At 41.9% G+C, this 16,723-nt stretch carries 15 protein-coding genes; 5 read left to right on the top strand and 10 right to left on the bottom strand.

What is annotated here, in order from left to right:
- Window positions 1-9 precede the first annotated feature (9 nt).
- Genes murG through mraZ form a run of 10 tightly spaced genes read right to left on the bottom strand, consistent with a single transcriptional unit; the run spans window position 10 to window position 11,136 of the window.
- Window positions 10-1,119 carry an undecaprenyldiphospho-muramoylpentapeptide beta-N-acetylglucosaminyltransferase gene (murG, locus tag H5163_RS11155; protein ID WP_182735145.1) on the bottom strand — a complete coding sequence of 370 codons (1,110 nt, stop codon included), beginning with the start codon at window positions 1,117-1,119 and terminating at the stop codon, window positions 10-12.
- Window positions 1,116-2,291 (bottom strand): cell division protein FtsW, encoded by a 1,176-nt coding sequence (gene ftsW, locus H5163_RS11160; protein ID WP_182718050.1) that lies wholly within the window; start codon window positions 2,289-2,291, stop codon window positions 1,116-1,118. Before ftsW ends, murG begins: the two co-directional genes overlap by 4 nt.
- Window positions 2,288-3,613 (bottom strand): UDP-N-acetylmuramoyl-L-alanine--D-glutamate ligase, encoded by a 1,326-nt coding sequence (gene murD / locus H5163_RS11165; protein ID WP_182735146.1) that lies wholly within the window; start codon window positions 3,611-3,613, stop codon window positions 2,288-2,290. Before murD ends, ftsW begins: the two co-directional genes overlap by 4 nt.
- Window positions 3,614-4,696 (bottom strand): phospho-N-acetylmuramoyl-pentapeptide-transferase, encoded by a 1,083-nt coding sequence (mraY, locus tag H5163_RS11170; protein WP_145236872.1) that lies wholly within the window; start codon window positions 4,694-4,696, stop codon window positions 3,614-3,616.
- Window positions 4,690-6,078 (bottom strand): UDP-N-acetylmuramoyl-tripeptide--D-alanyl-D-alanine ligase, encoded by a 1,389-nt coding sequence (murF, locus tag H5163_RS11175; protein WP_182735147.1) that lies wholly within the window; start codon window positions 6,076-6,078, stop codon window positions 4,690-4,692. The genes mraY and murF overlap by 7 nt, the downstream gene beginning before the upstream one ends.
- Window positions 6,075-7,580 (bottom strand): UDP-N-acetylmuramoyl-L-alanyl-D-glutamate--2,6-diaminopimelate ligase, encoded by a 1,506-nt coding sequence (gene murE / locus H5163_RS11180; protein WP_182735153.1) that lies wholly within the window; start codon window positions 7,578-7,580, stop codon window positions 6,075-6,077. Before murE ends, murF begins: the two co-directional genes overlap by 4 nt.
- Entirely contained in the window at window positions 7,573-9,390 is a 1,818-nt protein-coding gene (locus tag H5163_RS11185) for a penicillin-binding transpeptidase domain-containing protein (protein WP_182731646.1), read from the bottom strand. The genes murE and H5163_RS11185 overlap by 8 nt, the downstream gene beginning before the upstream one ends.
- Window positions 9,387-9,713 carry a cell division protein FtsL gene (gene ftsL / locus H5163_RS11190; protein ID WP_145236863.1) on the bottom strand — a complete coding sequence of 109 codons (327 nt, stop codon included), beginning with the start codon at window positions 9,711-9,713 and terminating at the stop codon, window positions 9,387-9,389. Before ftsL ends, H5163_RS11185 begins: the two co-directional genes overlap by 4 nt.
- Window positions 9,710-10,648, bottom strand: a complete 939-nt coding sequence (gene rsmH / locus H5163_RS11195) for a 16S rRNA (cytosine(1402)-N(4))-methyltransferase RsmH (RefSeq protein WP_182735148.1) — start codon at window positions 10,646-10,648, stop codon at window positions 9,710-9,712. Before rsmH ends, ftsL begins: the two co-directional genes overlap by 4 nt.
- A 29-nt stretch (window positions 10,649-10,677) precedes the next feature.
- A complete protein-coding gene (gene mraZ / locus H5163_RS11200) occupies window positions 10,678-11,136 on the bottom strand; it encodes a division/cell wall cluster transcriptional repressor MraZ (RefSeq protein ID WP_145236856.1) in 459 nt (152 codons plus the stop codon).
- 506 nt (window positions 11,137-11,642) lie between these two features.
- Between mraZ and H5163_RS11205 the strand changes: the two genes are divergently transcribed.
- From H5163_RS11205 to H5163_RS11225, 5 genes are all read left to right on the top strand, one after another.
- Window positions 11,643-11,987, top strand: a complete 345-nt coding sequence (locus tag H5163_RS11205) for a DUF883 domain-containing protein (RefSeq protein ID WP_182731648.1) — start codon at window positions 11,643-11,645, stop codon at window positions 11,985-11,987.
- Between the two features lie 6 nt (window positions 11,988-11,993).
- Entirely contained in the window at window positions 11,994-12,443 is a 450-nt protein-coding gene (locus H5163_RS11210; RefSeq protein WP_182731649.1) for a hypothetical protein, read from the top strand.
- Window positions 12,443-12,700, top strand: a complete 258-nt coding sequence (locus H5163_RS11215) for a hypothetical protein (RefSeq protein ID WP_182731650.1) — start codon at window positions 12,443-12,445, stop codon at window positions 12,698-12,700. Before H5163_RS11210 ends, H5163_RS11215 begins: the two co-directional genes overlap by 1 nt.
- 135 nt (window positions 12,701-12,835) lie before the next feature.
- Window positions 12,836-15,934 (top strand): EAL domain-containing protein, encoded by a 3,099-nt coding sequence (locus H5163_RS11220; protein ID WP_182735149.1) that lies wholly within the window; start codon window positions 12,836-12,838, stop codon window positions 15,932-15,934.
- 109 nt (window positions 15,935-16,043) lie between these two features.
- The gene (locus H5163_RS11225) at window positions 16,044-16,712 is read left to right on the top strand and encodes a YoaK family protein (RefSeq protein ID WP_182731652.1); all 669 of its coding nucleotides are present in this window, start codon (window positions 16,044-16,046) and stop codon (window positions 16,710-16,712) included.
- Window positions 16,713-16,723: the final 11 nt, after the last annotated feature.

Genomic DNA, 16,723 nt, shown 5'->3' on the forward strand with positions numbered 1-16,723 from the left:
TTGTTTCACTTAATTATCTCTTTTTTCTGTTACTTGCAGCGCTGACAAGGGGACACCTGCGGCATCCATACAATGCCATGCGACATTGGCAGTAGCTTCTAGTGTCGCCAATTGCTTAGCATTGCCTGCAAGTTCACTGATTAATGCTGGTTTGGCTAAATACGGGCGTAATAGTTCAACAATACTGTGTTGATTGAACTGCCCCTGTGGCATTAATAATGCCGCATTGCCATCAACTAAAAATTTTGCATTCGCAGTTTGATGATCGTCAACCGCATGCGGAAACGGCACAAACACGGCCATTTTTCCTGCAGCAGCAATCTCACTTACGGTTAACGCCCCCGCGCGGCAAATTACAATATCTGCCCAGCCATAAGCCGTATCCATATCATCAATAAACTCAGCCACCTTAGCTTGTTCAGCACTAAAACCTTGCTGCTGATATGCCTGTGTTACTGAGCCTAAATGACCTTTACCGGTTTGATGCCATGTATTGATCTGAAACTCTTCACTGAGCTGTTTAAATGCTGCTGGCAAAGTTTGGTTTAGCACCTGCGCACCTAACGAGCCACCAACGACCAACACGTTAACCGGACTTGATACTTCCCGCATTGCCACATTTGCTACGCTGGCTCGTACCGGATTACCAACCACGTCACTGTATCCAGAGGCAAATGCTTGCGGAAATGCAGCCAACACTTTATTGGCAAACTTGGCTAGGTACTTATTACTCATACCGGCAACCGCATTTTGCTCATGGATCACCAGTGGTATACCTAAGCTTTTTGCGGCAATACCAGTCGGCCCAGTAACATAGCCGCCCATTGCTAACACAACATCAGGTTGTTGTTTTTTCAATACTTTGCGTGCTTGTAATATGGCATTAATCACCATAAAGGGGGCTTTTACTAAACGTGCAAGGCCATTGCCACGTACACCTTTAACATTAATAAAATCAATCTCAATATTATACTTTGGTACAACCTGCGCTTCCATTCGATCAGCAGTGCCAATCCAACTCACTTGCCAACCTTGTTGCCTTAAGTGATCAGCCACAGCTATGCCGGGAAAAATATGCCCGCCAGTACCGCCAGCAACAACGACTAATTTTTTATTCATCGCTTGCCTCCACCGGATGTTGCTTGTTTAGTGGCCATTTTGGTTTCAAAATCCACGCGTAATAAAATACCTGCCGCAATAGTCATGATAAGTAAACTTGAGCCACCATAAGATACAAACGGCAAGGTTAAACCTTTGGTTGGCAAAATACCGGCACTCGCCCCCACATTAACCATGGTTTGAAATGCAAACCAAATACCTATTGCGAATGCAAAGTAACCTTCATATTCTTTGCCACATTTAAGTGCTTGCTGACCAATTAACAGTGCTCTAAACACCAAAGTACCAAACACCATTAAAATACTGACGATACCGATAAAACCTAACTCTTCGCCAATCACCGCAAAAATAAAGTCATTATGGGCCTCAGGTAAATATTGCAATTTTTGCACACTATTACCTAAACCTTGGCCAAACCAACCACCTTGGCTATATGCCATCAGCGATTGTACTAACTGGTAGCCTTTACCAAATGGGTCATCCCATGGCTCTAGAAAACCGACCACCCGCGCCATCCGATATGGCTCAACAATAATGAGCAATACGACTAAGCCTACGCCTGTTAATATCAAGGCAAAAAACTGCCATAACTTAGCCCCAGCTAAGAACAATAAGCCTACGGTAGTTACAAACATCACCACCACAGTGCCTAAATCGGGCTGTAATAAAATCAACAATGCGTAAACTGCAAACACCGCGATTGGCTTAGCAAAGCCTTTGATGTTTTCTTGAACTTCCTCACGTTTACGCACTAAGTAACCGGCGATATAACTGAAAAAGAATAATTTAGCCGCTTCAGCGACCTGAAAGCCCACCGGACCTACTGGGATCCAACGTTTTGCGCCATTCACTTCACGTCCAACGATTAACACCACTATCAGTAGCGCCATGCCAAACAGTAATAAGTAAGGATTCGAGCGTTTCCACCAAGTCATTGGTACACAACAGGTGATCCAAAACAGCACAAAGCCCATCGCCAAAAACATGCTGTGGCGAATAATAATATGATAGGGATTGTTAAATAAGCGATCAGCGGTCGGCATCGACGCACTCGTCACCATCACAAACCCCAAGCCAATTAGCATGATCACACAATATAACAGTGGCACATCGTATAACTGCGCCGAAGGCTTAGGAGTCAGGGTGTCACGAATATTAGCTAAAGCAATCATACTGCCTCCGCTAATACGCATTGACTAAAGTGCTCACCACGTTGCATATAATTGTTATACATATCGATACTGGCACATGCAGGTGCAAGCAACACAATATCGCCCGCAGTGGCAAGTTGCTTGGCAAGCATCACCGCTTGCTGCATATTTTCTGTTAAGTGGCCTTTGTCAGTCAACGCAACCAGTGCTTTGGCATCTTTACCAAAACAAATAAGCGCTTTAACTTGCTGTTGTAAATACGGCTTTAAGCTATCGAGATCGGCGCCTTTGGCATCGCCTCCGGCAATCACCACTAGTTGCTTGGCCTGATCGGCTAAACTTTCTATCGCCGCAATGGTGGCCCCGACATTCGTAGCTTTAGAGTCATTAAAATATTTAACCCCCGCTTGCTCGGCAACAAACTGACAACGATGCGCCAAGCCAGTAAATTGGCTAAAAGCTTGTGCAAACTGACTAGCACTGATATCAAATGGGCTCAATAATGCCATAACCGCTAACGCATTTAGCTGATTATGACGACCAACTACGGCTAAGCTACTAACAGGCAATAGAGCTTTGCCTTGATAACTAAAGTAACTGTCACCTTGATACGTCATTAAACAATAATCCGCATTTTCTAAGCCAAAGCTTAATTGCGGCATTGTTTTTGTATACGTTGCTGGGTCAGTCTTATTTACTACAGCCAGCGCGGCATTAGCATAAATCGTTTGTTTTGAATCAATATAGGCTTGGTAGCTCGGGTAACGGTCTAAATGATCTTCCGACACATTAAGTACCGTAGCGCTAACCGGTTTTAAGCTGTGCATCGTATCGAGCTGAAAACTCGATAGCTCTAATACGTAAACATCAAAATCATCAGCTAATAAATCCAGTGCGGCAGTACCAATATTTCCGCCAAGTCCGACTTTATAGCCAGCCGTTTTCAATACTTCATAAGCCAACGTAACGACAGTCGATTTACCGTTAGAGCCTGTTACAGCCACCACCGGCTTGTCTGTTAAACGAGCAAATAACTCAATATCACCAATCACTTCAACACCCGCTTGCATTGCTTGTGCAACTGCTGGAAGTGTTAAACTTAAACCGGGGCTGATGATGATCATATCAGCGCTTTCAAGCTGTGCAGTTGCCAAATTACCAAACTGCGTCGTTAAATTTGGCGCATGTTGTTGTAACCAATCACAACCGGGCGGTGATTGGCGACTATCAACTACATTAGGCGTTAAACCTTGAGATAATAAAAAACGCACAATGCCCAGACCGGTTACACCGAGTCCGAGCACTGTAATATGTTTGTTTTTCATCTCGTTTAAATACGTCATTTACCTGATCTTTAATGTTACTAGGCCAGCTAACACTAGCACGATAGAAATTATCCAAAAACGCACGATAACTCGTGGCTCAGGCCAGCCTTTTAATTCGTAATGATGATGGATTGGTGCCATTCTAAAAATCCGTTGGCCACGTAATTTATAAGAGCCAACTTGCAAGATAACCGACAGTGCTTCCATCACAAATACACCGCCCATAATGATTAAAATTAACTCTTGGCGAACTAATACAGCAATAATACCCAATGCTCCACCAAGCGCTAATGAACCAACATCACCCATAAATACTTGTGCTGGGTAAGTGTTAAACCATAAAAAGCCTAATCCGGCACCAACAATGGCGGTACATACCACAACCAACTCACTGGCCAATGGTAAATGTGGAATATGCAAGTAAGCTGAGAAATTCACGTTACCTGTTAAGTAAGCGATAATAGCCAGTGCTGCTGCCACTAAAATAGTCGGTACAATGGCCAGACCATCCAAGCCATCGGTCAGATTCACAGCATTTGACGTACCCACCACTACAAAGTAAGTCATAACTATGTAAAACAAACCTAGCTGCGGTAATACATCTTTAAAAAACGGCACTACTAATGATGTTTCGTTGGCATGGTTAGCAGTAAAAAATAATGCGCAGGCAACCACTAAGGCAATCACTGACTGCCAAAAATACTTCCATTTAGCAATTAACCCTTTTGGATCTTTGCGGATCACTTTACGGTAATCATCAACAAAGCCCACAATTCCCAATGAGCCGATCACAAACAAGGTAGCCCATACATATTTATTCGCTAAATCAGCCCACAGCAAAGTACTGGTAAAAATAGACGCTAAAATTAACAAGCCTCCCATGGTTGGGGTGCCTTTTTTCGATAGATGCGACTCCGGGCCATCGTTACGAACCACTTGACCAATTTGCATTCTTTGCAAAGCACGGATCAACTTAGGCCCAAAATACAATGAAATTAATAATGCCGTTAAAATACCAAATACAGCGCGAACGGTTAAATACGAGAACACATTAAATGCACTGTAATATTGTGTTAAATACTCAGCCAGCCAAACTAACATTGAGATACTCCATTGCGGCCAGTTTGCTGGCTGTTAACTAAATCTTGTACTAATAATTCCATGCGAGAACTGCGTGATCCCTTCACGACTATGGTGGTTTTTTGTGCTAAGTCAGTTAACTGTGCTTGTAATTGTTGCAACAGTTCCTCGCGGCTTGAAAAATGCCGCTGTGGTTTAGCAAATTCATCACTGGCGTATTGACTCAATACACCTAAGCTATACAACTCATCAATACCTTGTTGTTTGGCATAGGCGCCAACTTGTTGGTGATAAAGCGCAGCTTCTTCACCAAGTTCTCCCATATCACCTAACGCTAAAATACGCTGACCTTGTATATCACTAAGTAAATCAATCGCGGCTTTAACCGATTGCACATTGGCATTATAAGTGTCATCAATCACGGTTAGTGTTTCATTGACTTGAATAATGTTTACTCGGCCTTTTACTTCAGCCATGGTTGCTAGTGCCATTGCCACCGCCTCAAGACTAACGCCAAATTCACAGGTTAATGCAGCTGCTATAAGGGCGTTTGTAACATTGTGACGACCTGGTAATGAAAGCTTAACGGGTACTCGCTGCTGCTTGGTACAAATATAAAAAGAAGCATGAGCTTGTTCATCGAGACTGACTTCTTCTGCCCAAATATCTAGTTGTTCAGTGCTTGAAAAACGTTTTACACTGCGCCCTTGTAACTTAGTAAGCCAACCATCACTGAATTCGCTGTCACAGTTAACTAGCGCAATGCCATGCTCTTTCAAACCATCGTAAATTTCACTTTTAGCCGTTGCTACACCCGCAAGAGAGCCAAAACCCTCAATATGTGCAGCTGCCACATTACAAACAACGGCAACATCGGGCTTAGTCATCGCCGTGGTATAGGCAATTTCACCAATATGGTTAGCGCCAAGCTCAATGACCGCATATTTGTGCTGCGGTTCTAGGCGTAACAAGGTTAATGGCACGCCAATATCATTATTAAAATTACCTTTGGTCGACAGTACTTCACCGTGAGGAGCTAAAATAGCTGCGCACATTTCTTTTACTGTGGTTTTACCGACACTACCTGTAATTGCGATAGTTTTTGGTGCCACACTGGCCATTACCGCAGCACCAATTTCGCCTAGCGCAATACGCGTATCAGTAACTAAAAACTGTGGAATATCAACGGCAACTTTTTGACTAACAATAGCGGCTATTGCGCCTTTGTCTTTCGCTTGTTGTAAAAACTGATGGCCATCAAAATTAGGGCCTTGTAGGGCTAAAAATACTTCTCCTTCGCATACGGTGCGAGTATCGGTATTAATATTTTTTACTGTTTGATTATCACCTTGATAATCAGTTGCTAGCACATTTGCTAGCCAATCAAAATCCATTGGGATCATAACTGCGATCCTCTTATTTGTTGTTCTTGTGGGTCTAGCTTTTGCTTTTGTTGTAAGTGCTGCTGGACAAATTTACGATCGCAAAAATCTATCCGTTGCGTACCAATTATTTGATAATCTTCATGGCCTTTACCTGCAATAAGCACTACGTCATTGGCATTTGCGTTATCTATTGCAAAGGCAATAGCATGAGCACGGTCAGCTTCTAAGTGCGCACGGTCAGGCTGGCTTAAACCAGCAGCAACATCTTTAATGATCTGCCATGGCTCTTCGCTACGCGGGTTATCACTGGTAATAATTACTTTATCAGCATTTTGCTCAGCCGCTTGGGCCATCATTGGTCGCTTGCCTTTATCACGGTCTCCGCCGCAACCAAATACACAACTTACGCCACCGGGCACATGTTGTTGCAATGCTTGCAATGCTAAAGCTAACGCATCTGGCGTGTGAGCATAATCAACAATACAGGTTGGTTGGTTTGGCGCGCTAAATGCTTGCATGCGTCCAGCAACTGGTTGCAAGCTTGCACAACCGGCTGCCAGTTGATCTAATGGGTAACCTAAACCAAGTAAAGTTGCGATTGCAGCCGCTAAATTATATAAATTAAATTCGCCAAACAGCGGACAGGTAATAGCAATATCACCCCAACTTGTAGTCAACTGTGCCGATATACCGGTTTTATGGTAAGAAACATCAGTAAAGTACACAAACTTAGCACCTTTTGGCTGCAAGTTTTTATGGCCATAACACACTAAGTTATTAAAATCGTATTGTTCTAACCATTGCTCTACTTGGTTATCATCTTGATTTAGTACCACCAGCTGCGCGTCAAAATCTCGCATTAGCATTAACTTTGCATCGGCATAACTTGCCATATCACCGTGGTAATCTAAATGATCGCGCGATAAATTAGTAAACACAGCAGCTTTAAAGTGCGTTTTCGCAACACGCTGCTGTACCAAACCATGTGATGACACTTCCATCGCCACCAGTTTGTTATTGTCAGTGGCAAGTTGCGCTAATATTCTTTGTAAATCAACACAAGACGGTGTGGTATTGATTAACTCAGTTAAACTTTCTGGTTGCCCATACCCAAGCGTACCGATAATCGCTGATTGGGTGTCGCAAAACTTAGCTAAATGAGCAATCATCGCAGTGGTAGTTGATTTACCATTGGTGCCAGTAACACCTACCACATCTAATTGTTTACTTGGTTGCTGATAAAAATGACTCGCTAATGCGGGCAATTTCTTATTCAAATCGGAAATTAAATAAAGCGGCTCAAAATCACATTCAAACTCACATAAACGATCAGCAATTACTGCGACAGCACCATTTGCAATCGCTTTATCTATAAATTGTCCGCCATCTAATTGATGACCTTTAATTGCTACAAAGACATCCCCAGGGGTTACATCTCGACTATCTAAACGTAAGTGCCTTACTAATAAGCTTGTTGCTGCTACTTCTATTTGTTGTAAAATTATTTTTAAATCACGCATCATCATCTATGCCCTTCACGTAGGCAACCGAGCCTTTGTCTGGTGCCACGTTTAAAATTCTTAACGCATTGGAGATTATTTCTGCAAACACTGGTCCTGCAGTTGCACCGCCATAATAAACATCTCCACCGGGCTCATTGATCATTACAACAACAGCTAAACGTGGATTACTCGCAGGTGCTATACCAGTAAAGTAACCTACATACTCATCACCATAACCACCTGCGGCAGCTTTTTTAGAGGTACCCGTTTTACCCGCAGCACGATAACCATCAACTTTTACACGGCTCGCTGTACCACCTTCTTCAAAAACGCTTTCCATCATATGCACAACCGCTTCAACATCTTTTTGTTGAAAAACACGCTCGCCTTCAGGGATTGAATCTTGCTTGAGGATGGTCAATGGTCTATTGATCCCGCCGGCACCTAACATGGCATAAAAACGCGCCATTTGTGCGGTGCTTACAGCAACGTTATAACCAAAAGAAAGTGCTGCAATTTCATGGTCAGACCAACGTCGATTCGGATAAAACAAGCCACTACTTTCACCAACCATGCCGGTGCCTGTATCTGAACCAAAGCCAACCTTTTGGAACAAGCCAACAAAGTAATCCTTCGGTACATCTTGCGTTATTTTTGTCACCCCCATGTTACTGGAGTACTTTAAAATCTCACGTAAGGTCATTTCACCATGGTTACGCGAGTCTGTAACTAACGTACCACCAATGCGCATCCAGCCTGGGTAAGTATCAATTTTATCATCCGGTTGGATTGAGCCGTAGTCTAACCCAGCTAATATGGCTAGAGGCTTAACGGTTGAACCTGGTTCGAACAAATCCGTGATCGCTCGATTTCGGCGTTTATGCGGGGCTGCATCATTTAAATTATTTGGATTAAAAGACGGGCTGTTAACCATCGCTAACACTTCACCAGTTTTCACATCGACCACCATCGCAGAGCCAGACGTTGCTTTGTAGGTTAGAACTGCTGATTTTACTGCTTTATAAGCAATCGCTTGAATGCGTTGATCAATACTTAAATGAATACTTTCAGGCTCGATCCGTTCACGTTCATCAAGCACTTCAACTTCACGACCCTGTGCATCTTTGCGAATTGTGCGACGACCTTCAACGCCAGTTAATGCGTTTTCGTAAAGCTTCTCTATGCCTTCGATACCTTTGCCATCAATATTAGTAAAACCAAGCACATGTGCGGTAACTTCTCCGGCAGGATAATAGCGTTTTGATTCATCTAATAGATGAATACCAGGCAGACGTAAGTCGCCAATATAATTGGCAACGGCAGGGGTTACTTGGCGTTTTAAATAAACAAAGCGGCGACTGGCATCATCCCGCAAGCGACCATTGATTGTTTTCGGTTCAATACGCAGTACGTCGGCAAGTTCACGCCAACGCAAATCATTTTTGTAGTACAACGCAATACGCTGTTCAAGTAGCGCGGTATTTTCTGCAAGAGCATTCTCATCTTCGCCATTTTTACGCGCTTGCTTGAGCACTTTAGCACGCAATGATTTATGCAATGCTTTAGGATCCGCATACACGCTTACCACAGGCACACTAACTGCAAGTTCTTTACCATGACGGTCAAAAATCATCCCGCGTTGCACATGCAACTTTTCCACGCGCACAGTACGTTTATTACTTTCTGAACGGGCTTTATCAGGCTCGATAACTTGTAAATAAGCAGCACGAGAAACTAAAGTAACAAAAACCAGCAGCACCACAGAGCACACCAGCATAAAACGCCATGTGATCAAACTATTAACTGGTTTTTTCCCTCTACTTCTCATGGTAGTACTATCACCTGTTCGTCTTGGCTTGTGGACCGTTTCATCTGAAGTTGCTCGATAGCAATTTCTTCAATGCGTGCATGTTGCGAATAAAACTCTTCTTCAACTAATAGGTAACGCCATTCTAAATCGAGTTCATCTCGCTGTTGTAACAACTGATCTTGCTCAATCAGCTCTTGGCGAGCAAAGTGAGTGACCTGCACCACACTCAAACTTGATGCGAATATCACAACCAACAAGGCCGAGGTTAGCTTATTAGCTCCTAGGCCTTTGATTATTTCTAAAAATAAATTGGGTTGTCGATGATTCGCTTTAGGCTTCATCCCAACCTCTGTGCCACCCTAAGTACTGAACTGCGTGAACGTGGGTTACGGTCAACTTCAGCTTGGCTTGGCTTAATAGCTTTACCCACTGCCTTTAACGTCAGATTTTTATTTATTTGTGCATCAGTTAAAGGCAGACCTCTGGGTAATGCCACTCCCTTACTCTGTTTTTTAATAAACTGTTTAACAATACGATCTTCTAGTGAATGAAACGAAATCACCACTAACCGACCACCGGGCTTTAGTACACCCAGCGCAGCTTGTAATGCCGTTTGAATCTCTTCCAATTCACTGTTGATATAAATACGAATAGCTTGGAAAGTACGCGTCGCAGGATGTTTGAATTTGTCTTTTACTGGCACTGCTTCGTCAACTAAATCAGCTAGTTGCTTAGTTGTTGTAATCGGCGTATGTGCTCGCACTTCAAGCACTTTATGTGCAATACGACGACCAAATTTTTCTTCGCCATAAGTTTTGATCACATGAACAATCTCCTCCAGCTCGGCTTCAGCTAACCACTGCGCAGCACTGCGGCCGCTGGTAGGATCCATGCGCATATCAAGCGGGCCATCTTTCATAAAGCTAAAACCACGCTCGGCATCATCTAGTTGTGGTGATGACACACCGATATCTAATAAAATGCCATCTACTTTTCCTAATAGATCGTTTTGCTCTGCCACTTCGTATAGATTAGAAAAGCGAGTATGGGCAATGGCAAAACGACTATCATCGGAAAACTTTTCGGCAGACTTGATCGCTTGTGGATCTTGGTCAATAGCTTGTAATCGACCATGTTCACCAAGGCGCGCCAAGATTTGTCCAGAATGTCCGCCTCGGCCAAATGTACCATCCATATAAATACCGTCTGGCTTAATTGCTAGACCTTCGATGGTTTCGTCCATTAGTACGGAAATATGTTCAAATTGCGCTGTCATTAGCTATTGTTTGCCTTTTTATTGTGTGATCAGAGCGAAAAATTATCTAAGTCTGGGGTTGATTCAAACTCACCGAGTCGTTCAATTTCGGTGTCTTGGCGCATTTGTTCATGCCAACGCTCTTCATCCCAGATCTCAAATTTATTCATCAAACCGACCAACATGATTTTTTTGCCTAAATCAGCATGAGACCGTAACGACGGTGCCAGCAATATTCGACCATTTTTATCTAATTGGTATTCTGTTGCATTACCTAACAACATCCTTTGCATGCGTCGAGCGCGAGGATTCATATTGGAAATTTTAGCTAAGCGATCTTCTATATCCTGCCATTGCGCCAATGGATATAACCACAAGCAAGGCTCGTTCAGTGCGACAGTACAGATCACCGTCCCCTGATCTTCAGACAACAACGAGTCTCGGTACTTAGTCGGTACCGCAAATCGTCCTTTATCATCCAAACTCAGTGAACTCGCACCACGGAACATAAAAAGCCTACTCTAAAAGTTTGTAATTAATCTGTTTTGATTAATTTGATCCAATTTGATCCACTAAATACCACTTTTTACCACAGTGCTCCAGTTTAGGGCTTGACAAGCTATTTTGTCAAGTCAGCAAAAACCTATAATGGCGTGTTAAAGCCAGAAAAAATAAGGCCTAGCGCAAAGCTACTGAATTACGTGGGAAAAAGTGGATAACTACAAAAAAAATATTTTATTCTGAGATAAAACAAAATAAACAGACTTAAATGATTAATGAATAATCAATGAACAGTTACAAAATATTAGTAGCGAATTACTGCTTAATAGATCTTGTAAAATTTACGCGATCTTTTTGCAATAGTTACTTAAAACGCTGTTATTTCAAACAAACCAATTCGGAAAATGAAAAGTAAAACATTGATTTATAAGTAATTAAATAAGATTGTAGAAGTGGTACGAAGGCTGCAACAAGTATTACACAATTTAGTTTTAATATTTAAGGAACGATTACTATGACTACTTCAACATCGAGTTCTAATTCAGCTGCAAAAACCAGTAAAAAAGTTGATGACATCGCTGCTCACACTGAATCGCCATTAACAGATAAAGCAACCTCAGCGGCTCATCTTGCTGTTGATTCGCTGTCTTCTAAGGCTGCAACAGCAGAGCAAAATATTCGCCATGGTGCTTCAAGCTCAGCTGAAACTCTGACTGAAAAGCAAAAAATTGCGCGTGAAAAACTGTCTGAATACAGTGGTAAAACTCGTCAATTAGCCGCTGAAAATCCGCTTGCTACAGCTGGTATTGCGTTTGCAGCCGGTATGCTAGTAACTGCACTATTTCGCCGTAGCAAGTAAGCGATTATGCAACCACATACCGATCCTAAAGATAAACAGCATCAAGCCGCTGATCCTGCACCGCAAAGTGCTGATCAGTGGCAAGATCATCTTGCTAAATTGTCTCAATACGGTGAACAGCTTTATCAGGACTATCGCCAACAGGCAGGTATTTGTAAAGAATTAGCGAGTGCCGAGTGGCGACTATCAACCCGCTCTTTGGCATTGACTATTATTTTACTGGTAAGTTTTGCCGGTGGCTTAGTATTGTTGTGGGCCGGTTTGCTGATTACACTTGGCTTTGCGATTTTTGCCTTTAGTCAATCAATATGGCTCAGTGCTGTGTGTCTAATTGGCTTACAATTGCTTTGTTTGATGTGGCTGTGGAAAAATATTGGTTATATCAGCAGTAAAATTGGCTTTGATAAAACTGCGCACAGCATTAAACAATTACTCAATATAAATAGGGGTGAATAATGCTAATTGATTATTTTATTAAGAAACCAAATCATAAAGTTCGTCACTTAAGTCAAAAAATGAATAGCATCAATGCGTTAAAACAGCAACATCATCAAGCTTTCAATTACCGACTTAAACGCTTTGCAGTATCGAATGTCGGTATTGCCAGTGCCTTTACGGCAGGTGCAGGCTTTCAAGCGCTAAATAGTCATAACCAAAATTCATCCAAAAAAATAAAGCTAAGTCAATTTAGCTGGTTATTACGTTTACTATAATAATGAGGTTTACGTAGCGCAATCATACTCTTTTGCGTAGTTGCTCTATTATTTATTAGAGAAAGTATAAATAACCTTTTATTATATATGGTTATTTTCAACTTAATTGGCTACAATTTTATGCCAAAGCCCAGTATGAAGAGTATTGTTATTTTTTCCTCATCGTTACAACACCGACTTTATCGTTTATTTATCTTACTGAGCTTACCAGGTATTTTGGTGATCTTATTTAGCCTTTGGCATGCTAAAGAAACGGCGCGCCAAGAGAGTCGGCTACAGGCTTTAACGGTTGCCGAACAGCTTATGGATCAGCAAACTGAGCTACTCAAAAAAATTAAAACATTTACTATTCAGCTTGCGGATTTAAAAGACTTTGCCGCGCCACTACAAACCGGCTGCCCTTATTACCTAGCTAAAATACAAGAACTTCAACCTGAAATTGCGAATATTGGCATCGTCAATATGCAAGGCGACGCAGTGTGTATATTACAAGGACGCAAAGAAAATATTAATATTGCCGATCGTGAATACTTTAAAAATGCTGTGGCAACTAAAAGTTTTGCCATTGGCTATTTTCAAAAAGATCGCAGTATCAATACCTTCAGTTTCAATTTTGCTTATCCACTTATTGATCAACAGCAACAAGTATATGGGGCGGTAGTAACGGTTGTCACATTAGATTGGTGGAGCCAGATACTTGCCAACTCTCATTTACCCGAAGATGCCATTGCTGTTATAACCGACAACAACGGTCGCATTATTGCAAATTACCCTAACGATCCATCGCTGTTTGGCGAAAATATTAACGCCTATGGATTTAGCTCTGAACTACCTATCCTCAATAGCACAATTGAATTGCAAGGTATTAATCACATTTTACACAGTAAAACCATGTATACCGATGAAACTAAAAATAGCCTAAACGTCTATGTTGTCATGCCATTTAATAACGCAATTCAAGCTGCCAACCAACTATTTTTTATCACATTAGCTGCATTCACATTGATGATTATTGGCCTGTCTATATTTGCTCATAGCCAATTAAAGCGCAACGTATTAACGCCCATAGCGCAACTCACACTGACGATTAAAGAGCTTGCGCAAGGGTTATTACCAAAACAGTTTTCTTTAAATAGCCCAGAGCTGAATACTCTCTATCAACATTTTAAAGCGATGGCGCAAACACGTCTGACGGCAGAAGCGAGTGTCAAACGCCAACATGACGAACTAAGTAGTTTATTAAACGCCTTGCCTGATACCTATATTCGGATCAATGTTCACGGTGATGTACTGAACTTAGGCGGACAAATTTCACAGTTAAATTTACCAGTGTGTACGCGTTCAAAGTTACATCTTCGCGAGCTACTTGGTGAAGAAAAAAGTAAACAGTTACTTAGGAATTTACCCTGTAAAAATAAAACTAGTCAATTTGAGTTAATAATCAATAACAGCGAAGTCGAGCAAGTATTTGAAGCGCGGATCAGTGCCAAGCTTAATAGCAACGAGTACACCATCGTATTGCAAGATATTAGCCAGCGAAAGAACGCTGAAAAAGCCTCTCATCTGGCCTCATTGGTCTACTCAAATAGCAGTGAAGGAATGGCTATTACCGATCCAAACGGCGTTATCTTAGATGTTAACCCAGCTTTTTGTGAAGTAACTCAATACAGTAAAAAAGAAATACTGGGCAATACCACCGCTATCTTAGCTTCAGGCAAACACAGCAAAGCGTTTTATCATGAAATGTGGCTACAGTTACAAAAAACGGGTCGTTGGCAAGGTGAAATAATTAACCGTCGTAAAGATGGCGAGTTATTCACTGAATGGCTTACTATCGATACTGTATACAATGAACATTCTGAAGCGCAGCGCAGAGTCGCGATCTTTACCGATATTACTGCTAAAAAAGCAGCCGAAGATCTGATATGGCATCAAACTCACTATGATCATTTAACCAATCTACCTAATCGAATTGAGCTTAAAGAACGCTTAAATCAGCGCCTCAACAACAGCTTAAATCCTAATGAGCCACTAGTGATCATGCTACTTGATCTTGATCATTTCAAAGACATAAATGACACCTTAGGCCATTTTTATGGTGACGAATTACTTAAGTTGATCGCAATTCGTTTGCAACAAGAAATTGTTGATATTGAGTTTATTGCACGTATTGGTGGCGACGAATTTGTCATTGTGCATGCCAAGCTAGTCACTGAAGAACACATTAAAAAAGTAGCCAACGATATCCTCAATGCCATGACAAAAGCATTTATACTCGAAGGCGAAGAACTACACATAGCAACCAGCATCGGCATCGCTATTGCACCAATCGATGGCGATAGCTCAGAGCTGTTATTAAAAGCCGCCGACCAAGCCATGTATAAAGCCAAACAAAATGGTCGTAACTGTTTTGAGTTTTTCAATCACAACTTACGTGAGCAAGCACAAGCGCGTATGGATTTACTCAAAAACATGCGCTATGGCATTGAACAAAAACAATTTGATCTTTATTACCAAGCAATCGTTAACCTAGATTCTGGGCACATTCATAAAGCAGAAGCACTATTGCGCTGGCGCCACCCGACACGTGGCGTAATTAGTCCCGCAGAGTTTATACCTCTGGCCGAAGAGTCTAGATATATCAATCCATTAGGACAATTTGTATTTACTCGCGCATTACAAACGCTAACGATTTTACGAGCGCAGGTTGATGCCAACTTTCAACTTAGTATTAATGTCTCGCCGGTACAATTTAGCTGCCTTGATAGCGGTATTGATCTGTGGCCAGCCTTACTAAAAGCCGCCAATTTACCACCGAGTGCAATTGTTAGCGAGATCACCGAAGGGTTAATGATCGCACCAGAGCAACTCACTCAACAACGTCTGAAAGCGCTGGTAAAATCCGGTATGGAACTCGCTTTAGATGACTTTGGCACCGGCTATTCATCGCTTGCCTACTTGCAACAAATGGACGCAGATTATTTAAAAATTGATAAATGTTTTGTTGATAACATTCAAGCCGACAATCAAGATCTCGCGTTATGCAAAGCAATTATCACTATGGCACATCAATTTGGTTTAAAAGTGATTGCCGAAGGCATTGAAACACCAGAGCAGCAGCAATTATTACTTGGTATAGGGTGTGATTATGGCCAAGGCTATTTGTTTGCAAAGCCATTACCCGAACAGGAATTTTTAGCACTGGTAAGCAACCAATCCACAACAGCTACCTAAATATTGCTGATCCAGCACAAACTATGCACAGAAAACTTAGCTAGCTATTGTTTAATAAATAACGAACTGATAGGTTACCAAACAGATTTTATTAAATTAACTGTTAGCCGTGATTTCAAAATTGCCTCGTTGGGTAGAATATGGATCGTTTTTACTTGCGCTTGTTGCTGGGCTTGTTAATTCGATAGGGTTACTAGGCTTCAAACATCAATCAATTTCACATCTATCAGGCACTGCAACACTCCTTGGCACAAGCCTTGTTACCTCCCACGTTACTGATGTATTACACCTAGCTCTTATCCTACTGAGTTTTTTAGCTGGTGCGGCGATCTCCGGCGCTTTTTTGCAAAGTGGTGCATTAAAACTCGGCCATAACTACAGCAGCTTGCTGTTATTTGAAGCCATTCTGTTAGCAAGCTCAGTGTATTTTTTATCGAATGACTCTGTAAACGGGCACTATTTAGCATCTGCAGCCTGCGGCTTACAAAACGCGTTAGCCACCACTTACAGCGGCGCAGTTATTCGCACCACCCATGTTACCGGTATCTTTACTGATCTAGGGCTAATGCTTGGCGCTAAATTAAGAGGCGAACCCTTTGATAAACGCAAAGCACTGTTGTTTTTACTGATCATCTCAGGATTCATTTGCGGTGGCACATTAGGTGCTTATGCATTCCAGTTTTATAAATTTAATGCCCTCTTTATCCCCGCCACCATCTGTCTAGTATTAGCCGTTAGCTACTCAGTGTTTAAAGCGATTAATAGTAACAAGACTTAGCCCTTTGCACG

It is taken from the genome of Pseudoalteromonas sp. SG44-8 (assembly GCF_014164125.1).
Classification (GTDB): Bacteria; Pseudomonadota; Gammaproteobacteria; order Enterobacterales; family Alteromonadaceae; genus Pseudoalteromonas; species Pseudoalteromonas rhizosphaerae.